This is a genomic window from Rhodococcus sp. T2V (assembly GCF_029269925.1).
GTDB lineage: Bacteria > Actinomycetota > Actinomycetes > Mycobacteriales > Mycobacteriaceae > Rhodococcus_F > Rhodococcus_F koreensis.
Window position 1 is genome coordinate 113,014 of record NZ_JARJBD010000013.1, and the last position, 21,619, is coordinate 134,632.

Genomic DNA, 21,619 nt, shown 5'->3' on the forward strand with positions numbered 1-21,619 from the left:
CAGGGCAGTGAGGGTCTCCGATGCGGGCGGTCAGCCGCGCAGCATCTCCGCGACGAGGAACGCCAGTTCCAGCGACTGCTGGGTGTTGAGGCGGGGGTCGCACGCCGTCTCGTAGCGACCGGACAGGTCGAGGTCGGAGATGTCCTGCGCGCCGCCGAGACATTCGGTGACGTTCTCACCGGTGAGTTCGACGTGGATGCCACCGGGGTAGGTGCCGAGACCGTTGTGGACCTCGAAGAATCCCTGGACCTCGTCGACGATGCGGTCGAAGTGACGGGTCTTGTAGCCGGTGGACGCCTCGTGCGTGTTGCCGTGCATCGGGTCGCACTGCCAGATCACCTGGTGACCGGTGGCCTGCACCTTCTCGATGATGGGCGGCAGCAGGTCGCGGACCTTGTTGTTGCCCATGCGCGAGATGAGGGTGAGCCGGCCCGGCTTGTTGGTGGGGTCGAGGCGTTCGACGTATTCGACCGCCATCTCCGGAGTGGTGCTCGGACCGATCTTCAGGCCGATCGGGTTCGACACGAGTTCGGCGAACGCGATGTGCGCTCCGTCGAGCTGACGGGTGCGGTCGCCGATCCACAGGAAGTGGGCGGACAGGTCGTACAGCTTGGCGTGGTCGTCGTCGTTGTCGAGGCGCAGCATCGCGCGCTCGTAGTCGAGGACGAGCGCCTCGTGGCTGGCGAAGATCTGCGCGTGGTGCAGGCTGGGATCGGTGACACCGCAGGCGTTCATGAACTGCAGCCCACGGTCGATCTCCGCGGCGAGTGCCTCGTAGCGGGCCCCGGCAGGCGAGGAGGACACGAATTCGCGGTTCCAGTCGTGCACCTTGTGCAGGTCGGCCATGCCCGCACCGGTGAGTGCGCGGACCAGGTTCATCGCGGCGCTGGCATTCGCGTACGCCCGCACGAGCCGCGACGGGTCGTGGGCGCGCACGGCCTCGTCCGCGACGAGAGAGTTGACCATGTCGCCGCGGTACGACTGCAGCCCCAGGGCGTCGACGTTCGACGACCGCGGCTTCGCGTACTGACCGGCGATGCGCGCGACCTTGACGACGGGCAGGCTCGCACCGTACGTCAGGACGACGGCCATCTGCAGCAGGGTGCGGATGTTGCCCTTGATGTGCGGCTCGGTGTTGTCCGCGAACGTCTCGGCGCAGTCACCGCCCTGGAGGAGGAACGCCTCGCCGCGCGCGACCTGGGCCAGCTTCTCCTGCAGGGCCACGACCTCGCTGGCCACCGTGATCGGGGGCACACTCTCGAGGACGGTCCGCATCGCGGCGGCCTGACCTTCTGGCCATTGCGGCTGCTGGGCAGCGGGCTTGGCCAGCGCTGCGTCGAGGCGCTCACGCATCTCGGTGGGCAGCGGCGGGAGTTCGGGCAAGCGGTCGATCGGCACGTCGACAGTCCAGTTCACCCATACAGGATATTCGCTCGACCGGAGCGATGGCGAGTCAGGTCACCGGAGTGACCGTGCCGCCTGAACTGCCTCGAACTTCGCCAGGTTGTGCCGGGCGTCGGCGAGTGCGTCGTGAGCGTCGCCCGGTGCAGGTGGGAGCGCCGGGCTGCCGTGCTCCTCCCAGTACTGCCGGAGTTCGCGGGTGTACCGGGGCAGCGTCTGCGGCAGCTCCGTCATGTCACCCCACAGCTGGCAGAGCGCGACGTGGTCGTAGGCGGCCACCCACGCCCACAGTTCGGGGACGATGCCGGACCGGGGAATCAGGAACGCGTAGAGGTCGTCGCGAATGCGGGCGCGGCTCTTCCAGAGGGGCGACGACGGCTGCGGCAGCTTCGGCAGCACGTTCCTGCGCACCCACTTGCCCGCACGGTCGGGATCGAACTCGGTGGACACCGCGTAGAATTCACGTCCGTCCTCTGCGACCACCCCGATCGACACCAGGTCGATCGTGCGACCATCCTCGATGAACTCGCAGTCGTAGAAGTAACGCACGCCCGCAAACTATGCCTCACCCGTCGGCGTCATCCGGATCCACCCCTACCTCGTGAAGGAGGCCTCGGTGAGCGCACGCTCCGACGGTCGACAGTCCGCCGCCCCTGTCGCGGACCCGCTCGACCGGCCGCGGGTGCCCGTGCACCTCCGGGCCGGCGGTCTCGTGATCCGCGTCCTCGTGCTCGCCGGGCTCGCCGTCGGATTCGCCTACAACCTGCTCGGACTACCCGGTCTGCGGGACTTCGGCTTCTACTACCGGCTCGACCTCGACGTCTACCGCCTGGGCGGTTCGGTGTTCCTGCACGGCCCGACGCTGTACGGGTCGATGCCTGCCACCCAGATGGGCAACTTCCTGCCGTTCACGTACCCGCCGCTGGCCGCGGTCGTGTTCAGTCCGCTTTCGACGGTGTCGCTGGCGACGGCCGGGACCGTGGTGACGGTGTTGTCGCTGATAGCCCTGTTCGGCGTCCTCGTCGTCACACTCGACTCGCTGGGCATCGCACCACGCCGCACGCTGGTGTGGACGGCGCTCGGAGCGCTCGCGGTGGCGATGGCCCTCGAACCGGTCTCGTCGACCCTGGACTACGGGCAGATCAACATTCTGCTGATGCTGCTGGTCGCGGCGGACTGCCTGCCGAAGAAGACGCCGTGGCCCCGCGGACTGCTGATCGGCCTCGCCGCGGCGGTGAAGCTGACACCGGCCGTGTTCATCCTGTATTTCCTGGTGCGCAAAGACTTTCGCTCCGCCGTCGTCACCGCGGTCAGTTTCCTTGCGTTCAGCGCGGTGGGCGCGATCGCGACGTGGAACGATTCCGTCACCTATTGGACGCAGACGCTCTTCGATTCCGATCGGATCGGCACACCGGCGTATCCCGCGAACCAGAGCATCACCGGCGTGCTGGCCCGGCTCGGTCTGAGCGACGGGATGCGCACCCCGATCTGGCTGCTGCTGAGCGTCGCGGTTCTCGCGCTGGTGATCGTCGCAATGGTGCGGGCGCTGCGGGCCGGTGAGACGGCGCTCGCGCTGGGACTCAACGCCGTCCTCGGGTTGCTCGTCTCCCCCGTGTCCTGGTCGCATCACTGGGTGTGGTCGGTGCCGGTCGTCCTCGTGCTCGGCGTCCTCGCCTACCGACGACAGAATGTCGCCCTGGCGGTCACGGCCGTGGTCGGCGTCGTCGTCGTCAAGCTCGCCGCGCACTGGAAGCTCGGAGTGGGACGCTGGAGCGGAACCCACTGGAATCTGTGGGATCAGTTCCTGGCGGCGTCGTACGTGTGGTGGGGGCTCGCCGTTGTGCTGGTCGCGATCGTCGCGTTCCGCACCCGGCCCACGCAGCCCGACGAGGACGATCGGTCGGAGAACTCCGACGATCTGACCGTCCCCGTCGGCTGAGAGGTCGGGGCGATCAGCTCGCCCGGGTATCCGGCAGTCGCGTGACGGTGCTCGCATCGTTCGCCGGTGCCACTCCGGCCACCGGAGCCGGTGCGGAACCGTCCGCGGCGGGGGCCTTCTTCTTCAGCGTGGCCGCGTAGATGTCGACGTATTCCTGACCCGACAGCTTCATCAGCTTGTACATGACCTCGTCGGTGACGGCCCGCTCGACGAACCGGTTGCCACCCATCCCCTCGAAACGCGAGAAGTCGATGGGCTCGCCGACGCGGATGGTGACCTTTGCGGGACGCCACACGCGGGAGCCGATCGGGTTGACCTTCTCCGTTCCGATCATCGCGACCGGGATGACCTTCACACCGGACTCGAGCGCCATGCGCGCCAGACCCGTCTTGCCCTTGTACAGCCGGCCGTCGGGCGACCGGGTGCCCTCCGGGTAGATGCCGAGCAGCTTGCCCTGCGCGAGGACGCGCAAGCCGGCGTTCAAAGCGTCCTGCGCGGCGTCGGCGCCCGTCCGGTCGATCGGCACCTGGCCGACCACCGAGAAGAACCAGCGCTGGAACGCGCCCTTGAGTCCCGTCCCGGTGAAATACTCGCTCTTGGCGAGAAAAGTGATCCTCCGCGGCACTCTCAGCGGCAGGAAGAACGAATCCAGCACGGCCTGATGGTTACTCGCCAGAATGGCACCGCCCTCCGCCGGAATGTTCTCCGTACCCTCCACGGTCGGTCTGCCCAACCCCCAGAGAACCGGCCCCAAAAACACGTACTTGAAGAGCCAGTACCACATGGCGTCCCTCCCGTTCACAACCCAAGCTTCGTTCGGCTCGACTCTACTTCGGGTGGGTGAGGGTCGCTACACACGGCCGGGGGGCCCGCACAACATCACACTCTGCGGGTTTACAGCGATCGGCCGGGCGTCAACCCACCCGATCGGGCAGGACCGCCCGCGCGAGTTCCGCCGCCCCGATCATGCCCGCCGCCTCCCCCAGCTGGGTCGGCCGGATCCGGGCCAGCGGCCGGTGCCCGGCGCCCGTCGTCAGCGCCGCATAGTGCTCGCGGGCCTCGTCGATGAACAGCGCCGACGAACTCGCGACTCCGCCGGCGATGACGACGAGATCCGGGTCGTACACGTCACCGATGAGAGCCAGGCCGACCCCGAGCCACCGGGCGAAGTCCCGCATCGTCTCCAGCGCGAGCGGATCGCCGTCCTGTGCGGCGCCGGCGATCCTCCTGCCCGTGAGCACCCCGGGATCGACCGCCACCTCCCGCGCGAGGACGGTCGACGTCGCCGGATCCGCGGCCAGAAGTTCGATCGCGGTGTCGACGAGGGCCGTCCCGCTGCAATACCGCTCCCAGCAGCCGTGTTTGCCGCACGCACACGGGCGACCGCCGGGAACGACCTGGATGTGCCCGAGTTCGGGTGCGACGCCGTGGCTGCCGCGGTACAGCCGGCCATCGGCGAGGAGCGCCGCGCCGATGCCCGTGCCGATCGCGAGCATCACCACGTTCCGGCCGCCCGCCGCCGCACCGAACCGGTGCTCGGCCCAGGCCGCGGCATTCACGTCGTGCTCGAGGATCACCGGCAGACCGAGGCGCTGCCCCAGGTCCCGGCCGACGGGCGCCCCGACCCACGGCAGATGCGGCGCGAACCGCACCGTGGTGTGGTCGGGGGTGATGAACCCGGCGACCGCCAGCCCCACCGCGGCGACGTCGTGCCGCGCGGACAGTTCCCGCACCGCCCGGTCCAGGCCGTTCTCCAGGGCCGTCGCCGACGCCGGGGTCGGCGACTGGAGCGAGTCGAGCACCTCGCCGGCCGAGTCGACCACCGACGCACGGATGCTCGTTCCACCCACGTCGATGCCGATGGTCAGCGCCGAGCCGGGGGTGCGATCGCTGCCCGTGCCTGTGCTCATGAAGATGATTGTGCCCATGCCGGATCGCCGACGTGCACGAGTCCGCCGATCCGGCCGGTGGCGGGCACCGTCAGCGCTTGACGGTGACGGTGATCGGTTCGAACGCGGGGCCGCCGTCCGGTTCGGGCGTTCCGCCGCCGTCGCCCGGACCCGGTTCCGGCGCGCCGGGGCCCGAGGGGTCGTGATCGGTGTGCTCGTCGAGGATCTGCCGCAGCACGGCGATCAGCACGGACGCCTGGCCGGCGAGCAGGGTCACGAGGTCGTGCTGCTCGCCGCGGATCAGGGCCGCGAGCGCGCACACCGGGCACCACGTGCATCCCGACCACTGACCGGTGCCGGGGTCTGTTCCCGCAGCGTCCGCCGCGGCGTGCGGCGCCGCCGCGCGCTGGAGGATCGGCTCGAGACGGTCCAGGGCGGTCTCGGCCAGCGCCCGCAGCTCCGCCAGCAGCTGCGCGTGGTCGTCGTTCATACCGGCCACACCTGGGGGTCGGGCGTGAAGCGCACGACCAGATCGCTTCCGTCGAGTTCTGCGCCCGCGACGACGCACCGGCGCAGGACCGAGGCGAGGCGCACCCGGCGGCGCACCCCTTCCGCTCCCACGACCAAGTCGTCCTCCACTCGACCCAACGTGAGGGTCGACGGGTTCACGAGCGGCAGATACATCCGCATCGTGTACACAGAATCCACACCGGCCCCCGATTCCAGCCCCACCCGCACCGCAGGCGGGTTCTTCCCCAACACCGCAACCGCGTCCGTGTCGTCGGCGTACAACTCCCTGGCGATACCGCCGAGATCGGCCCACCCTACCGGCTCCGTCACCGACCGGGTGACCGAGAGGATCACCGTGGTGCCCGCGGAGGCGGTGAGCTCGGCGAGCACCCGCTGCTGCAGGGCACGCCGCCTGATCAACCATGCCACACCGGGATCGTCATGTCCTGCCGGCGAATCGAAGTGCGGCAGAAGGTTGTTCACGAGGATCGCGTCGATGCGCAGGCCGGACAGCGCGGCCACCGCGACGGTGCGCCGGGTCTCCGTCAGCACCACCCGCTCCGGTGTCGTCACCAGTCGCACAGTGGTTTTCGCGCGGTTCGCGAGCAACTCCCGGACCTTGCCGACCGCGGACACGACCTGTTCGATCAGCGACACCAGCATGACGAGGCGGGGGTCCGAACCCAGCAGCGCGGCGATCCGGCGGTGCTGCGGCCACACCCGTTCGAGGTAGTCCAGAGTCATCGCGGGAGCGGCCAATGTCCGGAGGCAATCCGCCGTGGGCGGGCAGTCGACCACGACGGCGTCGTAGTCACCCTCGGTGGCGAACCGGACGATCTCGCCCAGCCCGAGTACGTCCTGCACGCCGGGAAGCCCGGTCAGCTCCTCCGGTTCGAGCGCGGACAACTGAGCGCCGTGGTCGTGCGTGCCTGCGGCCGCGAGAACCGCTGCCAGGCTGCGGAATCTGTTCTCGAGCAACGTGAGGGTGTCGAGTTCGAGGACATCGAGGGTGTCCGTCACGGACACGACGTCACGGGCGGCGGCGATCCCGACCACGTCAGCGAGGGAATGCGCCTGGTCGAGCGAGACGAGGAGCGTCCGGTTCCCGGACTCGGCCGCCGCCTGTGCCGTCGCGGCCGCGAGCGTCGTCTTACCGACGCCCCCCTTCCCCACGAAGAACTGGACCCGCGCAGGTCCGGCACGGCCCTCGCTGCTCAGCCTTCCACCCGCTTCTTGAGTTCCTTGAGCGCGGTGTCGGTGATCGCCTTCTCCGCCTTGCGCTTGAACAGGCCGATCATCGGAATGGTGAGGTCGACGGTGAGCTCGTACGTGACGGTGGTGCCGCCGTCCGGCTCGTCCTCGAGGACGTACGAACCGAACTGGGACTTCTGGATCTCACCGGACTCGAGTTCCCAGCTGACCGACTTGCCGTCGGGCGCCCAGTCGTAACGGAGAACGTACGTGTCCTTGACCATGCCCGCGTCGAGCACGAACCGCACCCGGTCGGCGCGGCCGTTCTTTCCGGGTTCCATGACCTCGACGGACTTCGCGGCTGCCACCCACGCGGGGTACGCGTCGAAGTCGGCGATCACATCCATCACCCGGGCGGGCGGCGCCTCGATACTGATCGACCTCTTGGTCCTCTCGGGCATGGAGTGAACGCTTCCTTTCGCCTGGCCGACCCGTCGTCGATCGCGGGGCCACGCCGTTACCGGTTCCGTATGTCTGTGTGGTGCCCGACTATCACACACGATTCCGGCGCCCGGACACAATGCCGACCCCGCCGTGACGGCCGGAACGGGCTCAGGACGGCGGTTCTCCCGCTGCGCGACCGGCCTCGAGTTCCTTCTTCACCTCGAAAGACATCACCTTGCCCTCGACCCGCCTGCGACGGTTCAGGGCGGCCAGATCCGGGGCGGGCTCGCTGCGCGCCGGTTCGGCGTGGAGGAAGTAGTGCACGATCGCTCCGTCCAGCACCGGCTCGAGCCATACTTCCATCGTCCCGGTGAGGGGTCCGGCCACGGTCCAGCGGATGCCCTTTTCGACGCGGTCCTCGCGGACGGCGAGGGTGAGGTCGGGCCACCACCGGCGCCAGCGGGCAGGCGGGGCGATCGCCGCCGCGACCTGCTGCGGTGGGGCCGCGATGAACGTCTGGTCTGCGACCTGAATGCTGCTCACGGCGACAAGCTTCACATATTGCCCTCGGCGCGGTTCCGCGGTGCCCCGCGAGCAGGCCTCTGACCACCCGTGTTCGGCCAGGAGGCGGAGCCTGCGGGGGAAGGTCTAAAGTTGGCGAAGACAATCCTACTCGCCAGTATTTTCAGTGTCGGAGGTTTTCGTGCCCGAGTTCAGCGCGCCACAGTCGTTCACGATCGCGGAGGACGCGTCCGCGGTCGACTCGGTGTTCGCCCATGCCGCGGCCGCCCCGACGCTGGTCGTGTACAAGCGCAAGATCGACGGACGGTGGACCGACGTCACGGCCGCCGAGTTCGCCGCGCAGGTCACCGCGGTCGCCAAGGGACTCATCGCCATCGGCGTCCAGCAGGGCGACCGGGTGGCCCTGATGTCGGCCACCCGGTACGAGTGGCCGCTGGTCGACTTCGCGATCTGGGCGGCAGGCGGTGTCACCGTCCCGATCTACGAGACGTCCTCCGCCGAGCAGGTCCGCTGGATTCTCGAGGACTCCGCCGCGATCGACCTCGTCGTCGAGAACGAGGCACACGCCGCCACGGTCAAGGCCGTGGCCGCCGAGGCGACCGCCCTCCGCGGCGTCTACCGGATCGAGGCGTCGGAAAGCGACCGCGGCGTCGTCGAGGAACTGACCGAACGCGGCGCCGACGTTCCCGACTCCGAGGTCCGGGCACGCGTCGCCGCACTGAAGTCCGGCGATCCGGCCACCCTCATCTACACGTCCGGTACCACGGGCAGGCCCAAGGGCTGCCAGCTCACCCACGCCAACCTCATCGCCGAGTCGAAGGGCATCCTCGATTCCAGCCTCGGCACCCTGCTGAAGACGCCCGGTGTCAGCACCCTCATGTTCCTGCCGATGGCGCACGTCCTGGCGCGCGCGGTCAGCATCGCGTCGTTCGACGCCGGCGCCGCGCTCGGCCACACCAGCGACATCCCGAACCTCGTCCCGACGTTCGGCGAGTTCCGCCCCGACTTCATCCTGTCCGTGCCGCGGGTGTTCGAGAAGGTGTACAACAGCGCCCGCGCCAAGGCCCACGGCGAGGGCAACGGCAAGATCTTCGACGCCGCCGCCGAGACGGCCATCGCGTGGAGCGAGGCCCAGGACAACGGCGGCCCGGGACTGGTCCTCAAGGCCAAGCACGCGCTGTTCGACAAGCTGGTGTTCTCGAAGCTGCGGGCCGCGCTCGGCGGCAGGTGCCAGCTGGCGATCTCCGGCGGCGCCCCGCTCGGTGCCCGCCTCGGCCACTTCTTCCGCGGCATCGGCATCACCATCTACGAGGGCTACGGCCTCACCGAGACGTCCGCGGCGTTCGCGGTCAACACGATCGGCGCGCAGAAGGTCGGGTCGGTCGGCAAGCCCCTCGCAGGCAATTCCGTTCGCATCGCCGACGACGGCGAGATCCTGCTGTCGGGGCCGGTCGTCTTCGGCGGCTACTGGCGCAACGAGAACGCGACCGCCGACGCGATCGAGAACGGCTGGTTCCACACCGGCGACCTCGGTTCGGTCGACGCGGACGGCTACATCACCATCACCGGACGCAAGAAGGAGATCATCGTCACAGCGGGCGGCAAGAACGTCTCCCCCGCCCAGCTCGAGGATCACCTGCGTGCCCACCCGCTGATCAGCCAGGCCATCGTCGTCGGCGATCAGCAGCCGTTCATCGGCGCGCTCATCACCATCGACGCCGACGCACTGCCGGCGTGGAACGAGCGCAACGGCAAGCCCGCGGGCACGACGGTCGCCGATCTGCTCGCCGACGCCGACCTCACGGCCGAGATCGACGAGGCCGTCGCGGAAGCCAACAAGCTCGTGTCGCACGCGGAGGCCATCAAGAAGTTCCGGGTCCTGCCCGTGGACTTCACGGAGGAGACCGGCGAGCTCACACCGACGATGAAGCTCAAGCGCAACGTGGTGCACGACAGCTTCGCCGACGACATCGCGGCCCTCTACGCCAGATAGTGCGCCTCCGGCGCTCGTGAGTACTTCTCAACCGCCCGCGGTTGAGAAGTACTCACGGGGCGGTCACGCCAGCAGGGACTGCAGCTTGGCGGCGAGCACGTCCCACCGCCACTGCGCCTTGACCCAGTCCCGGCCGGCGGCGCCCATCGCCGCCGCCCGGTCGCGATCGGACAGCACCGCGATCACCGATCTCGCCACCTCGGCCACCGACGTGCCGTCCACGACCATCCCGGTTTCGTTCTGCCGCACCGTTTCCGGGGCGCCGCCGGACTGTCCGGCGATGACAGGGACACCGGAGGCCGACGCCTCCAGGAACACGATGCCGAGGCCCTCGACGTCGAGTCCCGCACCCCGCGTGCGGCAGGGCATCGCGAACACGTCTGCGATCGTGTGGTGCGCCGCCAACTCCGCGGACGGCACTGTTCCCGTGAACACGACGTGGTCCTCGACGCCCGCCGAGCGGGCGAGGGAGCGCAGGCGGTCCTCGTAGGGTCCGCCGCCGACGATCATGAGGACGGCGCCGTCGATGTGTTCGCGGATGTTCGGGAGCGCCCTGATAAGGATGTCCTGGCCCTTGCGCGGCACGAGCCGGGACAGGCACAGGATCGTCGGCCGGTCGCCCAGCCCGTATCGGGCCCGCAGTTCGGACCGCGCCCCGCTGTCCGGGGTGAACAGGTCGGTGTCGACTCCGGGCGGCAGGTGCTCGAGTGCCGCACCGGCGCCGAATGCGGACGCGAATCGGCCGCGGGTGTAGCGGCTGACGTACGTGACGACGTCGGTGCCGTCGCCGATCCGGCCGAGGGCTTGGCGGGCGGCCGGGAGCATCGACCAGCCGACCTCGTGTCCGTGGGTACTCGCGACCACCCGTTCCGCTCCGGCGCGGCGCAGCGTCGAACTCAGCAGTGCGAGCGGGGCCGCTGCGCCGAACCAGACGCCGGTGCAGTCGTGTTCGGCGAGCAACCTGGTGGCGCGGCGCGCGACGAACGGTGTCGGCACCATCAGGGTGGTGGGGTGACGGACGACCTGAAACGGTTGCCGCGCATCGAACTTGATGTGCGAGTCACCGCGCCAGCGCGGGGCGTAGACGACAAGGTCCTCGGCGGGCAGGTGCTTGGCGAAGGTGTGCAGGTACGACTGAATTCCACCGGGTCGCGGCGGAAAATCGTTCGTCACCAACAGGGTTCGGCGCATGTGATCACCGTAGGCGGTCGATCGCGCGGACTCCGACGCAGGGTCACCCCAGGTGAGCGCCCACCCAGCTGGTCCAGCGGTCCCGGAACTGCTCGGCGTCGACGCCGAGGACGTCGGACAGTCGTGCGTCGACCGTGTCCGGATCGGCCTCCCCCACGGCCAGTGTCCGGTACAGCTCCGTCAGCTTCGTTTCGCCGTACTGCTCCGCGACGAAGGCGTTGATCGACCACGCGGTCTCGTAGGCGACCGAGCCGCGTTCGCCGGATGCGGAGAAGTCGGTGTTCTCGGGGAATCCGGTCGGCGGGCCCTCGGCGCCCACCTGCGCGGTCAGGGCCGGCGCGATCTGCCGCGCGGCCTCACCGGTACCCCGGTAGGCGGCGTATTCTGCGTAGCCCTCCAGCACCCACATCGGTGAGCGGTCCACCGTCTCGGCGCGCGCCGCCACGTGGGTGAGTTCGTGTCGCAGGATCGCCCGCCGGGTGACCTCGGTGAGCCGGTCCGCCGACGAGGGGCTGAACACGATCCGCTGCCCGGTGACCGCGTCGGCGTCGGGGTCGACGGCGTCCGAGATGGCGACCGCGGCGATGCCACGGCCGTCGTGATCGGAACCGACGAGAGCGGTGAACTCGTCCTGCGATCCGGCGACCCACACGAGTGCGCGGCCCGCCCAGTCCGAACCCCACAGCTGGGTGGCGTTGACGACGGCGGCGGGGAGTTCCTCCGCCAGCCGGTCCACCATCGCGGCGTTCTCGGGATGTCCGAGCACCACCGACGTCCGGCCGTCGCCGGTGTCGACGCGGCGCGATACGACCGTTCCGAAGTCCCACGGGCCGCGCCACGTCCGCCGCTCGCCGTTCACGGTGGCACTGTCGCTCACGAGCGCCCAGCTGTCACCACGCCGGGCGACGACGAGCGCGATCGGTTTGCGGGTGGGGCTCTCGTCCGCCCCCGCGATCGCGTAGCGGAGTTGCACGGCAGGCGCCCACACCTCGTCGGCCCCGAGCGCGTCGACGAGACTCGACGGCACCGCCGTCTCGGGGCTCTCGGTGATCTCGTAACCCCAGTCCGAGAATTCCACCCCGGCAACGTTGCTCGCGCGGCGCGTCTCGGCGGCCAGGAAGCCCGGCGACGCCGCCCGATCCATCAGACCCGACAGCCGGGCCGTGTCGTTCGTCCGCACGGCCGACGCCCACGTGTCGAGGAGCAACTGGACGGCCGCTGCCCGCGACTCCGTGTCGGCCTGCGCGGTGCCGACCGCCCCGTCGGCGCCCCGCTCGTCGCGAGAGAACCCGGTCAGCGCGAGTACGACGACGACGGCGAGGACCAGTCCGGCCAGCGCGGCGAGCTCCCACGGGCGCGCCTGACGGCGTGAGGTCGGATCCGTTGCGGAAGACGGGTCTGATGCGGGCACGCCGGTGAGTGTATGAGCACGCCTGCGCGCCGTCGCCGGACGGTGGCCGTCAGTAGCGGCGCGCCCCGTAGAAGGGGAACTTCGCCATCGACTCGATCTTGACCGGCACACCGAACGTCGAGGCGTGGAGAATGTTGCCGTTTCCTGCGTACAGGCCGACGTGGGACGCGTCGTTGTAGAAGAGGACGACGTCGCCGGGCTGGAGTTCGTCGCGGGACACCGGGGTGCCGCCGCTGGCCTGAGCCTGACTGGACCGCGGGAGCGTCTTGCCGATCTGCTTGTACGCCCAGACGACGAGCCCGGAGCAGTCGAACTGGTCGGGCCCGGTGGCGCCCCACACGTACGGGTCGCCGATGCGGGTCATGCCTGCCTGTAGTGCGCTCGTGCCCGAGCCGGGGGTGAGGTGCGCGAGGATCGTGTCGGGGTCGAAGCCGGGTGGGAAGGGCGTCCCCGCCAGCTGGTCGCGTTCGGCGCCGGTGAGATCTCCGAACGCCTTGATCACGTCGGCGATCTGCGCCTGCAGGTCGCTCTGCTTGCGCTGCAGGTCGTCGCTGACCACCTTGGCCTGCTCGGTCGCCGCCCGCGCGGAATCCGCGGACTGCTTCGACGCCGCGGCCGCCTTGGTGGCGTCCGAGGTGGCCGACTGGAATTGCGCGACCTGATTGCGGGTGTCGTTGGAGATGGCGTCCAGAGCGGACATCTGGTCCAGGAGTTGCTGCGGTGAGTCGCTCACCATCACGGCGAACAGGCGATTGGTCCGGGCGCCCTGGTAGTTGGCGGTGGCGAGTTTGTTCACCACGGGCTGGAAGACGGCGACGCGGGCGTTGGCCTCGTCGAGCACACCTTGGTCGGCCGCGAGCCGGGCGTCCGCGTCGCGTTGGGCCGACTGCTTGGCCTCGAGATCGATCTGCGCGTTGTGGAGAGCCTCCGACGTCTGCTCGGACTGCCGGGACAGGTCACCGAGCTTCGTCAGCGCCTCGGTCGGGTTGGTGGTGACCGGGTCCGCACCCGCCGGGATCGAGGGCAGCGACACGAGCGCCGCCGACAGCGCTCCGGCTGTCAGCACGCTGCCCAGGGAGCGCTTCATCTTGTGTGAGGCCACGGAAATGCGGTTCTCCGATCGTCGATCTCCACCCGCCGGGTCGGTTGTCCGATGCGCGGCTCAGGAATTTCCCCGGCCGATGCGACCGCGGAGTGCCGAAGAGGTGGTGACCCCGCGTTGCCGCCCGGTTGGCGCGGCAAGACTTCGCAAGGTCTCGGTTAGGTTACGGAATGACATACGTGTGTGTCCACCCATGTCACGACGGGGGTGGCGGGACCACCGGGCGGGTAAACGACACGCTGTCTGCCTGGGGCGCAACGACATCGAGGGTGGGTTCGAATCGTGATTCGAACCCACCCTCGGTGGTCGTGCGAGATCCTACGAAGCTACCCCGTGCATCCCCGCCCTCGACTCGGTGGATGCCTCGCCTCGTGTCGGGATCAGTAGCGGCGTGCCCCGTCGAAAGGCATGGACGCGATGGGCGCCAACTTGACGGGCTGGCCCTCGGTGGAGGCGTGGATCACGTTGCCGTTGCCGGCGTAGATGCCCGAGTGCGAGCCGCCGTAGAAGGAGATCACGTCGCCGGGGCGGAGATCGGACTGCGACACCGGGGTACCGGCGGCCGCCTGCGCGTAACTGGTGCGCGGCAGGTTCAGTCCGGCCTGCTTGAACGCCCACTGCACCAGGCCGGAGCAGTCGAACGAGTTGGGACCTGCGGCGCCGTAGACGTACGGCGCGCCGAGCTTGGTCTGAGCGGCCTGAACGGCCTTGTCACCTGCGGTGCTGCCCGGCACGGGGGGCGCGGGCAGGTTCGGGACACCGGGGATCTGCGGGATGACGACACCCGGGATCTCGAAGGTTCCGACACCGGGAATGGTGATGGGGTCTGCGGCCGCGGGGGCCGCGGTAGCGGTGAGCGCTCCGACTGCGAGCGCGCCGGCGACGACTGCCCGTCGCACATTCCGCTTGGAAACTTGTGACGCCACGAAAGGGGTACTCCGTTTCTTCCATTCATCCGCCGACCGAGTTAGCTGACGGGTTCGGGCTGGGAAGATCAGCCCTACCCACCGGTGCGTGAGGACGTCCCGGCGGGATTCACCCCAGTAGAAACTTGGGTTCCCGGTACGACCGCTCTCGCGAGTGGCCGATTAGGCGGTGACTAGCGATGCTGCCCCGGTGTTGGGGCTGCGAGACTCCGCTAGGTCTCAGGAAGGTTACGAAATGGAATACCCCGGTGTCGACCGGAACACGCGGAAAGTGTCCGTTTGCACCGTTTCGAGGCATGCGGGCGCGCGGTACCCACATTCGGTAACGACTCGATAACAAGCGGTATGTTTCCGTTCTCTTTTCGACAGCGGGAGTGGACATTTCGCGCAGCCCCGCAACCCTCCGGGCGTGTCAGGCTCCGCGTTCCCGCTGTTCAACGGGGGTGGCGCGGACGCTGCCCGACAACCGCACCGGACCCACCGCCCTCGGTCCCCGCACCCCCGGAACCCCCGTTCGGGGTCGCGCGCCCGACCGCCGCCCCACCCGCCGCCGCGGCCCGCAAACAGGCAGTGTGATCCTCGTCTCTCCGGGCTTCCCCGGCGGGTCTGTCGGTGCCCGTCCATACGCTCTGAGCCGTGAGTGTCCCCGGTGTACCCGAACAGCTGAGATTCGACGAGCTCGACACCCCGCTGCGGGACACCACGTTCGTGGTGGTCGACCTCGAGACCACCGGAGCGCGGCCGGGCGAGGACGCCATCACCGAGATCGGCGCCGTGAAGATCCGCGGCGGCGAGGTGATCGCCGAGATGGCCACCCTCGTCGACCCGGGACGGTCCATCCCGCCGCACATCGTCGAGATCACGGGCATCACCACCGCGATGGTGATCGACGCACCGCGCATCGAGCGCGTGCTGCCCGCGTTCCTCGAGTTCGCACGCGGAGCGGTGCTCGTCGCCCACAACGCCCCCTTCGACACCGGGTTTCTCAAGGCCGCCGCCGCGGCCACCGACACCCCCTGGCCCAAGTTCACCGTGCTCTGCACGGTCAAACTGGCCCGGCGGGTACTCACCCGCGACGAGGCGCCGTCCGTGAAGCTGTCGTCGCTGGCCCGGCTGTTCGACGTCGGGACCACCCCGACCCACCGGGCCCTCGACGACGCCCGCGCCACCGTCGACGTCCTGCACGCCCTCATCGCCCGGGTCGGCAACCAGGGGGTGCACAGTCTCACCGAGCTCGTCGACTACCTTCCCGACGTCTCCTCGCACCAGCGGGCCAAACGCACGCTCGCCAGTCATCTCCCCCGTTCTCCCGGCGTCTACCTGTTCCGCGGGCCGTCCGACGAGGTCCTCTACGTCGGCACGGCGACGGATCTGCGCCGCCGGGTGCGCAATTACTTCACCGGCTCCGAGACGCGCGGCCGGATGAAGGAGATGGTCGCGCTGACCACCCGGATCGACCACGTCGAATGCGCACACGCTCTCGAGGCGGGTGTGCGCGAGCTCCGGCTGCTCGCCGCCCACACCCCGCCGTACAACCGGCGGTCCAAGTACCCGAAGCGCGGCTGGTGGATCACGCTCACCGCGGAGGCCTTCCCCCGGCTGTCGGTCGTGCGGACCCCCGCCGCCGATTCACTCGGTCCGTTCCGGTCCCGCTCGACCGCCGCCGACGTCGCCGACATCCTCGCCGAGTACTGCATTCTCCGCACCTGCACGAGCCGGATCCCGAAGGGGCGGGCGCACGGTGCGCAGTGCCCGCCTCGCGAACTCGGGCGCTGCCCCGCGTCCGTCCACGGCCGCGACACGGAGGACGCCTACCGTCCCGGTCCGGAGCTGTTCCGGCTCTTCCTGCGCGGCGCCGACGACGCGCCGCTGCACCGGATGCGCGCACGGGTGGAGGAACTGGCCGCGGGCGAGTTGTTCGAGAACGCCGCACGGCTGCGGGATCGCACCGCCGAGGTCGTCCTCGCGCTGCGCAGAATGCAGCGCCTGGCGGCGCTCACCGCCCTCGATCAACTCGTGGCCGCTCGCCCCGCCGCGACCGGCGGATGGGAGTTCGCGGTGATCCGTTCCGGGCGCCTCGCGTCCGCGGGCTGCGCCCGGCGGGGAATCCATCCGATGCCGGTGGTCGACGCGCTCGTCCTCACCGCAGAAACCGTCGTTCCCGACACGACTCCGCTTCGCGGCGCGTCCCCCGAGGAGGCCGGACTGCTCGCGCGCTGGCTCGACCAGGACGACACCCGCATCGTCAGCGCGTCCTCGGGGTGGTGTGAGCCCGCACGGGGCGCCGGATCCTGGTCCGACTGGTGCGCGCTCGCCCGCGCCGGCAGCGCGTCGACACGGGACGCCGAGACCCGACCACCCGCACCGGGTTCCGCCGGCCACCGCTTAGGCTGGCGATCATGATCAACGCCATCGTCCTGATCCACGCCGAAGCCCACCGCATCCCGGAGACCGCTCAGGCCGTCGCCGACATCGAAGGCGTCGACAAGGTCTACTCCTGCGCGGGCGACGTCGACCTCATCGCGATCGTGCGGGTCCGGGACCACGCGAAGATCGCGGAGGTCGTCACCGAGGGAATCAACAAGGTGGACGGCGTCTCGCGGACGGCGACGCACATCGCGTTCCAGTCCTATTCCAGCGCCGACGTGGAAGCGGGCTTCTCGATCGGCGAATAGGTCCGCCGGCTATTTGCTGGTGGCCAGGCCCGACGTGAGATCGGCCCACCGCCCGAGCAGCGTCGCGGCCGCTCCACTGTCGATGGACTGCGCCGCCGTCGAGAGCCCGTCCGACAGTCCCTCCTCGAGGGTGCGGCCGCCGAGACCCCGGAACGCCGCGATCGCCGCCGCGGCGTTGAGCAGAACTGCGTCGCGGACGGGTCCGGTCTCGCCCGCGAGGAGTCGCCGCGCCACCGCGGCGTTCACGTCGGCGTCGCCGCCGCGCAGTTCGTCGAGCGACACCCGTGCGATGCCGATGTCGCGGGGGTCGAACCGACGGGTGGTCACCGATCCGTCGGCGACGATGTGCACGGTCGACGTGGTCGACGTCGTCAATTCGTCCAGACCGTCGTCGCCGCGCACCACCAGCGCCGAGTTGCCGCGCTGCGCGAGCACACCGGCCACCACCGAGATCAGGCCCGGGAAGGCGCAGCCGATGAGGCCGGCCCGTGGACGGGCCGGGTTGGTGAGCGGTCCGAGCACGTTGAAGACGGTCGGGATGCCGATCTCCTTGCGGGGCGCGCCCGCGAACCGCAGCGCGGGGTGGAACACCGGCGCGAAGCAGAAGCCGATGCCGACCTCCCGCACGCAGCGGGCCACCTCGTCGGGACCGAGATTGATCTTGACGCCGAGCGCCTCGAGAACGTCCGCCCCACCACTCTTGGAGGACGCCGCCCGGTTTCCGTGTTTGACGACGCGGATGCCGGACGCCGCGACCACCAGTGACGCCATCGTGGAGATGTTCACTGTGTTCGATCGGTCACCACCGGTTCCGACGATGTCGACGACGTCGTCGTCGACGGGAACCTTGCGTGCGTGCCCGAGCATCGAGTCGGCCAGGCCGCGCAACTCCTCCGGCGTCTCGCCCTTCATCTTCAGGGCGACGCCGAATGCCGCGATCTGCGCGGACGTGGCGTTGTCGGACATGATCTCGTCCATCGCCCATTTCGCGTCGTCCACCGCGAGGTCACGTCCGTCGGTGAGCGCACCGAGGACCGACGGCCAGGTGCGTGCAGGCAGCACACCGTCGTTGGTCCCCTGAGCATTCGGGCTCTGCATCGTCGTGTCCCCTTGTACTAGTGGCGGATCCGATCCCTGGCAGCCTAGTCACCGGGCGGATCGGACTCGCGCGCCGGTTGCGTCGCGTCCCATCCGTCGACCGAGCCCCCGAGCCGCTGGGCCAGCCCGGCCATCCTCGACCGTTCCTGGGAACAGTGCAGCGCATCGAGAACCTGGACCCGCTGCAGCACGAGTTCGACCGTCGCACCGTCCTCGGCCGGGGACGCCGCCTGTCTGTCCGGATCCAGCGGCCGGTAGCCGTCCTGGGCGGCGATCGACACGGCGTCGGCCACCGAGGCCGCGGGCAACCGCAAGTGGTGCCGCAGTACCGCTTCCGCGTCGGCCTCCCACCGCGGATCCTCGGCGGCGGCACGGTCGAGCGCGGTCGAGCACGCTTCCACGTCGTCGAAACTCGAGGCGACGACCACGAGGTCGGGCCGATCCTGATCGAGAGGGGCCTGCTTCCGACTTCCGAACAGTCGCCGCAGCCACCCCGTACTGTTGTCTCCAGAGCGCATGACTCCACCCTTTCACGGTCCGCGACCAGGCTGTCAGCAGGGAGAATCGGACAAGCGGGGCGCCTCGGCGCGCCGAGGGTGGACCCGGGTAGTCGTCTCTTACGACGAAGCGTCATACTTCTGTCTGTGACGAGCGCAGTAGGGACTTCAGGATCAGCAATCACCCAACGCGTGCACTCGCTGAACCGACCTAACATGGTCAGCGTTGGCACCATCGTGTGGTTGTCAAGTGAGCTCATGTTCTTCGCAGGGCTCTTCGCCATGTACTTCGTGGCGCGAGCACAGGCGAATGGGAACTGGCCGCCGGAGCCGACCGAGCTGAATCTGTTCCTCGCCGTGCCGGTGACGCTGGTGCTGATCGCCTCGTCGTTCACCTGCCAGATGGGTGTGTTCGCGGCCGAGCGCGGCGACGTCTTCGGCCTCCGCCGGTGGTACCTCCTGACGTTGGCGATGGGCACCTTCTTCGTCCTCGGACAGGGATACGAGTACATCCACCTCATCGAAGAGGGCACTTCCATCTCGAGCAGCGTGTACGGCTCGGTGTTCTACATGACCACCGGCTTCCACGGTATGCACGTGATCGGCGGCCTCATCGCGTTCGTGTTCCTGATCGCCCGCACCAAGGTCAGCAAGTTCACGCCCGCCCAGGCCACCGCCGCCATCGTCGTCTCGTACTACTGGCACTTCGTCGACATCGTGTGGATCGGCCTGTTTGCCACGATCTATTTCATCCGTTGATCAGCTGAACGCCCCAGGCAGCCCCCTGACGTCCAGTCCGTCCCGACATACCAAAGGGATACAGATGAGTTCATCCCCCCCTCCCGCATCCGACACCACGGCGTCTGCCGCCAAGGCACGCCGCCAGCGGAAGCTCCGCAGGCGCGCCACGGGCGCCCTGGTCCTGATGATGGGACTGGTCAGCGCCGGTTTCCTCGCGTCCGCGTTGACGCCAACCCCGCAGGTGGCCACCGCCACCGATGATCAGGCAGCACTGATCCGCGAGGGCAAGCAGCTGTACGACACCTCGTGCATCACGTGCCACGGCGCGAACCTGCAGGGTGTGCAGGACCGCGGCCCCAGCCTGATCGGTGTCGGCGAGGCCGCCGTGTACTTCCAGGTGTCGTCGGGACGTATGCCCGCTTCGCGCAACGAGGCCCAGGTCGAGCGCAAGCCCGTCAAGTTCGACGCCGAGCAGACGGACGCCATCGGCGCGTACGTCCAGGCCAACGGCGGCGGCCCCACGGTCATTCGTGACGAGAACGGCGAAGTCGCCCAGTCTTCGCTCCGCGGCGGCGACATCGGACGCGGCAGCGAGCTGTTCCGCCTCAACTGCGCGTCCTGCCACAACTTCACCGGGCGCGGCGGTGCGCTCTCGTCCGGTAAGTACGCGCCGGTCCTCGACCCGGCCAACGAGCAGCAGATCTACACCGCGATGGTCACCGGCCCGCAGAACATGCCCAAGTTCTCGGACCGTCAGCTGACCCTCGAGGAGAAGAAAGACATCATCGCCTACATCAAGTCGTCGGGCGAGACGAAGCAACCCGGTGGCTACGGACTCGGTGGCATCGGTCCCGCCTCCGAGGGCTTGGCCATGTGGGTGGTCGGAATCATCGCTGTCGTCGGTGCAGCACTGTGGATCGGAGCAAGGTCATGAGCGACGCTGGCCAGCCGGGCGGCGCCACGCCAAAGAAGTACACGGATGCAGAACTCGAGAACCTGAGCCGCGACGAACTGGTCGAGCTCGGCACCAACCTCGACCACGTCGATGTCGCGTTCCGCCGGAACCGCTGGGCGGTTCCGGGAACGAAGGCCGAGAAGCGCGCCGAGCGGTCGGTCGCGTTCTGGTTCGCTCTCTCCGGCATCTCCGCGATCGCATTCATCGCGATCTACCTCTTCTGGCCCTGGGAGTACGCGGGCTCCGGCGAGGAGCACTACTCGGCTTACAGCCTGTACACGCCGCTGATCGGCTTCACCATGGGTCTGGCCATCCTCGGCCTCGGTGTCGGCGCGGTGCAGTTCACCAAGAAGTTCATCCCCGAAGAGGTGTCCATCCAGGACCGCCACGACGGTGGATCGTCCGAGGTCGATCGCAAGACGATCGTCGCGGAACTCGGCGACTCGTTCGACACGTCGACGCTGGGACGCCGCAAGCTGCTCAAGCGGACCCTGATCTTCGGCGGCGGTGCCCTCGGCATCATGTCCGTCATGCCCCTCGGTGGTCTGATCAAGAACCCGTGGGCCAAGCGCGACGACTCTCCGCTGTGGGTGTCGGGATGGACCCCCCGCTACGAGGGCGAGACCATCTACCTGCGCCGCGACACCGGTCGTCCCGAGGACGTCGTCCTGGTTCGCCCGGAAGACCTGGACGCCGGCGCCATGGAAACGGTGTTCCCCTTCCGCGAGTCCGATCGCGGCGACCACGACGCGCTGCTCGAGGCGCTGCGCGGCATCCGCAACGCGACCATGCTCATCCGCCTCCGCACGGAGGACGCGGCAAACGTCACCAAGCGCAAGGGCCAGGAGAGCTTCAACTACGGCGACTACTTCGCCTTCTCGAAGATCTGCACCCACCTCGGCTGCCCCACCTCCCTGTACGAGCAGCAGACCAACCGAATCCTCTGCCCGTGCCACCAGTCGCAGTTCGATGCGCTGACCTACGGAAAGCCGATTTTCGGTCCGGCCGCTCGTGCACTTCCGCAGTTGCCTATTACAGTGAACGAAGAGGGTTTCCTAGTCACAACGGGTGACTACATCGAAGCTCTCGGCCCGGCATTTTGGGAGCGTCGACCGTGACCGACAACAAACCGTC

General features: G+C 69.0%; 21 protein-coding genes and 1 riboswitch. Of the genes, 7 read left to right on the forward strand and 14 right to left on the reverse strand.

All coding sequences use genetic code 11. The features are described 5' to 3' along the window. Positions 1-30 precede the first annotated feature (30 nt). Positions 31-1,416: a class II 3-deoxy-7-phosphoheptulonate synthase gene (locus tag P3H15_RS14060; RefSeq protein ID WP_276137790.1), complete on the reverse strand. Its 1,386-nt coding sequence runs from the start codon at positions 1,414-1,416 to the stop codon at positions 31-33. Positions 1,417-1,458: 42 nt separating this feature from the next. Then, the gene (locus tag P3H15_RS14065) at positions 1,459-1,950 is read right to left on the reverse strand and encodes a polyadenylate-specific 3'-exoribonuclease AS (protein WP_276137791.1); all 492 of its coding nucleotides are present in this window, start codon (positions 1,948-1,950) and stop codon (positions 1,459-1,461) included. A 67-nt stretch (positions 1,951-2,017) separates the two neighbouring features. Here P3H15_RS14065 and P3H15_RS14070 point away from each other — a divergent pair, with 67 nt between their 5' ends. After that, complete coding sequence (locus P3H15_RS14070; protein WP_276137792.1) at positions 2,018-3,340, forward strand: glycosyltransferase 87 family protein; 1,323 nt, start codon at positions 2,018-2,020, stop codon at positions 3,338-3,340. Positions 3,341-3,353: 13 nt separating this feature from the next. Here P3H15_RS14070 and P3H15_RS14075 read toward each other — a convergent pair whose 3' ends face one another. The 6 genes from P3H15_RS14075 to P3H15_RS14100 all read right to left on the reverse strand — a co-directional run bounded on the left by P3H15_RS14075 (position 3,354) and on the right by P3H15_RS14100 (position 7,917). Then, positions 3,354-4,124 (reverse strand): 1-acyl-sn-glycerol-3-phosphate acyltransferase, encoded by a 771-nt coding sequence (locus tag P3H15_RS14075; protein ID WP_276137827.1) that lies wholly within the window; start codon positions 4,122-4,124, stop codon positions 3,354-3,356. Between the two features lie 130 nt (positions 4,125-4,254). Then, positions 4,255-5,268: an ROK family protein gene (locus P3H15_RS14080; protein WP_276137793.1), complete on the reverse strand. Its 1,014-nt coding sequence runs from the start codon at positions 5,266-5,268 to the stop codon at positions 4,255-4,257. A 52-nt stretch (positions 5,269-5,320) separates the two neighbouring features. Next, the gene (locus P3H15_RS14085; protein ID WP_276137794.1) at positions 5,321-5,719 is read right to left on the reverse strand and encodes a hypothetical protein; all 399 of its coding nucleotides are present in this window, start codon (positions 5,717-5,719) and stop codon (positions 5,321-5,323) included. Then, positions 5,716-6,957: an ArsA family ATPase gene (locus tag P3H15_RS14090; RefSeq protein WP_276137828.1), complete on the reverse strand. Its 1,242-nt coding sequence runs from the start codon at positions 6,955-6,957 to the stop codon at positions 5,716-5,718. The genes P3H15_RS14085 and P3H15_RS14090 overlap by 4 nt, the downstream gene beginning before the upstream one ends. Further along, positions 6,954-7,391, reverse strand: coding sequence for an SRPBCC family protein (locus P3H15_RS14095; protein ID WP_072945427.1), 438 nt, complete (start codon positions 7,389-7,391; stop codon positions 6,954-6,956). The genes P3H15_RS14090 and P3H15_RS14095 overlap by 4 nt, the downstream gene beginning before the upstream one ends. A 151-nt stretch (positions 7,392-7,542) precedes the next feature. Further along, entirely contained in the window at positions 7,543-7,917 is a 375-nt protein-coding gene (locus P3H15_RS14100) for a polyketide cyclase / dehydrase and lipid transport (protein ID WP_276137795.1), read from the reverse strand. Between the two features lie 160 nt (positions 7,918-8,077). Here P3H15_RS14100 and P3H15_RS14105 point away from each other — a divergent pair, with 160 nt between their 5' ends. After that, positions 8,078-9,889 carry a long-chain fatty acid--CoA ligase gene (locus P3H15_RS14105; RefSeq protein WP_276137796.1) on the forward strand — a complete coding sequence of 604 codons (1,812 nt, stop codon included), beginning with the start codon at positions 8,078-8,080 and terminating at the stop codon, positions 9,887-9,889. 63 nt (positions 9,890-9,952) lie between these two features. Here the strand turns inward: P3H15_RS14105 and P3H15_RS14110 are convergent, their stop codons facing one another. From P3H15_RS14110 to P3H15_RS14125, 4 genes are all read right to left on the reverse strand, one after another. Continuing rightward, positions 9,953-11,080, reverse strand: coding sequence for a glycosyltransferase family 4 protein (locus P3H15_RS14110; protein ID WP_276137797.1), 1,128 nt, complete (start codon positions 11,078-11,080; stop codon positions 9,953-9,955). Between the two features lie 43 nt (positions 11,081-11,123). Next, on the reverse strand, positions 11,124-12,491 hold the full coding sequence (locus P3H15_RS14115) for a DUF4157 domain-containing protein (RefSeq protein ID WP_276137798.1): 1,368 nt from the start codon (positions 12,489-12,491) through the stop codon (positions 11,124-11,126). 49 nt (positions 12,492-12,540) lie between these two features. Next, a complete protein-coding gene (locus P3H15_RS14120; RefSeq protein WP_276137799.1) occupies positions 12,541-13,593 on the reverse strand; it encodes a C40 family peptidase in 1,053 nt (350 codons plus the stop codon). A 380-nt stretch (positions 13,594-13,973) separates the two neighbouring features. Beyond that, entirely contained in the window at positions 13,974-14,519 is a 546-nt protein-coding gene (locus P3H15_RS14125) for an NlpC/P60 family protein (protein ID WP_276137800.1), read from the reverse strand. A 14-nt stretch (positions 14,520-14,533) separates the two neighbouring features. Further along, positions 14,534-14,698: riboswitch (cyclic di-AMP (ydaO/yuaA leader) on the reverse strand. Positions 14,699-15,155: 457 nt separating this feature from the next. On the opposite strand from P3H15_RS14125, the gene P3H15_RS14130 reads away from it, so the two are divergent. Next, positions 15,156-16,922 (forward strand): DEDD exonuclease domain-containing protein, encoded by a 1,767-nt coding sequence (locus P3H15_RS14130; RefSeq protein ID WP_276137801.1) that lies wholly within the window; start codon positions 15,156-15,158, stop codon positions 16,920-16,922. Further along, positions 16,919-17,194, forward strand: coding sequence for an Lrp/AsnC family transcriptional regulator (locus tag P3H15_RS14135; protein WP_005247708.1), 276 nt, complete (start codon positions 16,919-16,921; stop codon positions 17,192-17,194). Before P3H15_RS14130 ends, P3H15_RS14135 begins: the two co-directional genes overlap by 4 nt. Before the next feature lie 9 nt (positions 17,195-17,203). On the opposite strand, the gene trpD is transcribed toward P3H15_RS14135, so the two are convergent. Together trpD and P3H15_RS14145 are read right to left on the reverse strand one after the other, a co-directional pair. Next, positions 17,204-18,292, reverse strand: a complete 1,089-nt coding sequence (gene trpD / locus P3H15_RS14140; RefSeq protein WP_276137802.1) for an anthranilate phosphoribosyltransferase — start codon at positions 18,290-18,292, stop codon at positions 17,204-17,206. A gap of 44 nt (positions 18,293-18,336) precedes the next feature. Continuing rightward, positions 18,337-18,810, reverse strand: coding sequence for a hypothetical protein (locus tag P3H15_RS14145; protein WP_276137803.1), 474 nt, complete (start codon positions 18,808-18,810; stop codon positions 18,337-18,339). A 126-nt stretch (positions 18,811-18,936) separates the two neighbouring features. On the opposite strand from P3H15_RS14145, the gene P3H15_RS14150 reads away from it, so the two are divergent. The 3 genes from P3H15_RS14150 to P3H15_RS14160 all read left to right on the forward strand — a co-directional run bounded on the left by P3H15_RS14150 (position 18,937) and on the right by P3H15_RS14160 (position 21,603). Beyond that, the gene (locus tag P3H15_RS14150; RefSeq protein ID WP_276137804.1) at positions 18,937-19,548 is read left to right on the forward strand and encodes a heme-copper oxidase subunit III; all 612 of its coding nucleotides are present in this window, start codon (positions 18,937-18,939) and stop codon (positions 19,546-19,548) included. 64 nt (positions 19,549-19,612) lie between these two features. Then, complete coding sequence (locus P3H15_RS14155) at positions 19,613-20,464, forward strand: cytochrome c (protein ID WP_083395828.1); 852 nt, start codon at positions 19,613-19,615, stop codon at positions 20,462-20,464. Next, on the forward strand, positions 20,461-21,603 hold the full coding sequence (locus P3H15_RS14160; protein ID WP_276137805.1) for a ubiquinol-cytochrome c reductase iron-sulfur subunit: 1,143 nt from the start codon (positions 20,461-20,463) through the stop codon (positions 21,601-21,603). The genes P3H15_RS14155 and P3H15_RS14160 overlap by 4 nt, the downstream gene beginning before the upstream one ends. Positions 21,604-21,619: the final 16 nt, after the last annotated feature.

Excerpts from the sequence above, each read along its gene's own strand:
- P3H15_RS14085 (WP_276137794.1), bottom strand. The coding sequence starts at position 5,719 with ATGAACGACGACCACGCGCAGCTGCTGGCGGAGCTGCGGGCGCTGGCC.
- P3H15_RS14155 (WP_083395828.1), top strand. The coding sequence starts at position 19,613 with ATGAGTTCATCCCCCCCTCCCGCATCCGACACCACGGCGTCTGCCGCC.
- P3H15_RS14135 (WP_005247708.1), top strand. The coding sequence starts at position 16,919 with ATGATCAACGCCATCGTCCTGATCCACGCCGAAGCCCACCGCATCCCG.
- P3H15_RS14110 (WP_276137797.1), bottom strand. The coding sequence starts at position 11,080 with ATGCGCCGAACCCTGTTGGTGACGAACGATTTTCCGCCGCGACCCGGT.
- P3H15_RS14080 (WP_276137793.1), bottom strand. The coding sequence starts at position 5,268 with ATGGGCACAATCATCTTCATGAGCACAGGCACGGGCAGCGATCGCACC.
- P3H15_RS14075 (WP_276137827.1), bottom strand. The coding sequence starts at position 4,124 with ATGTGGTACTGGCTCTTCAAGTACGTGTTTTTGGGGCCGGTTCTCTGG.
- P3H15_RS14095 (WP_072945427.1), bottom strand. The coding sequence starts at position 7,391 with ATGCCCGAGAGGACCAAGAGGTCGATCAGTATCGAGGCGCCGCCCGCC.
- P3H15_RS14160 (WP_276137805.1), top strand. The coding sequence starts at position 20,461 with ATGAGCGACGCTGGCCAGCCGGGCGGCGCCACGCCAAAGAAGTACACG.
- P3H15_RS14145 (WP_276137803.1), bottom strand. The coding sequence starts at position 18,810 with ATGCGCTCTGGAGACAACAGTACGGGGTGGCTGCGGCGACTGTTCGGA.
- trpD (WP_276137802.1), bottom strand. The coding sequence starts at position 18,292 with ATGCAGAGCCCGAATGCTCAGGGGACCAACGACGGTGTGCTGCCTGCA.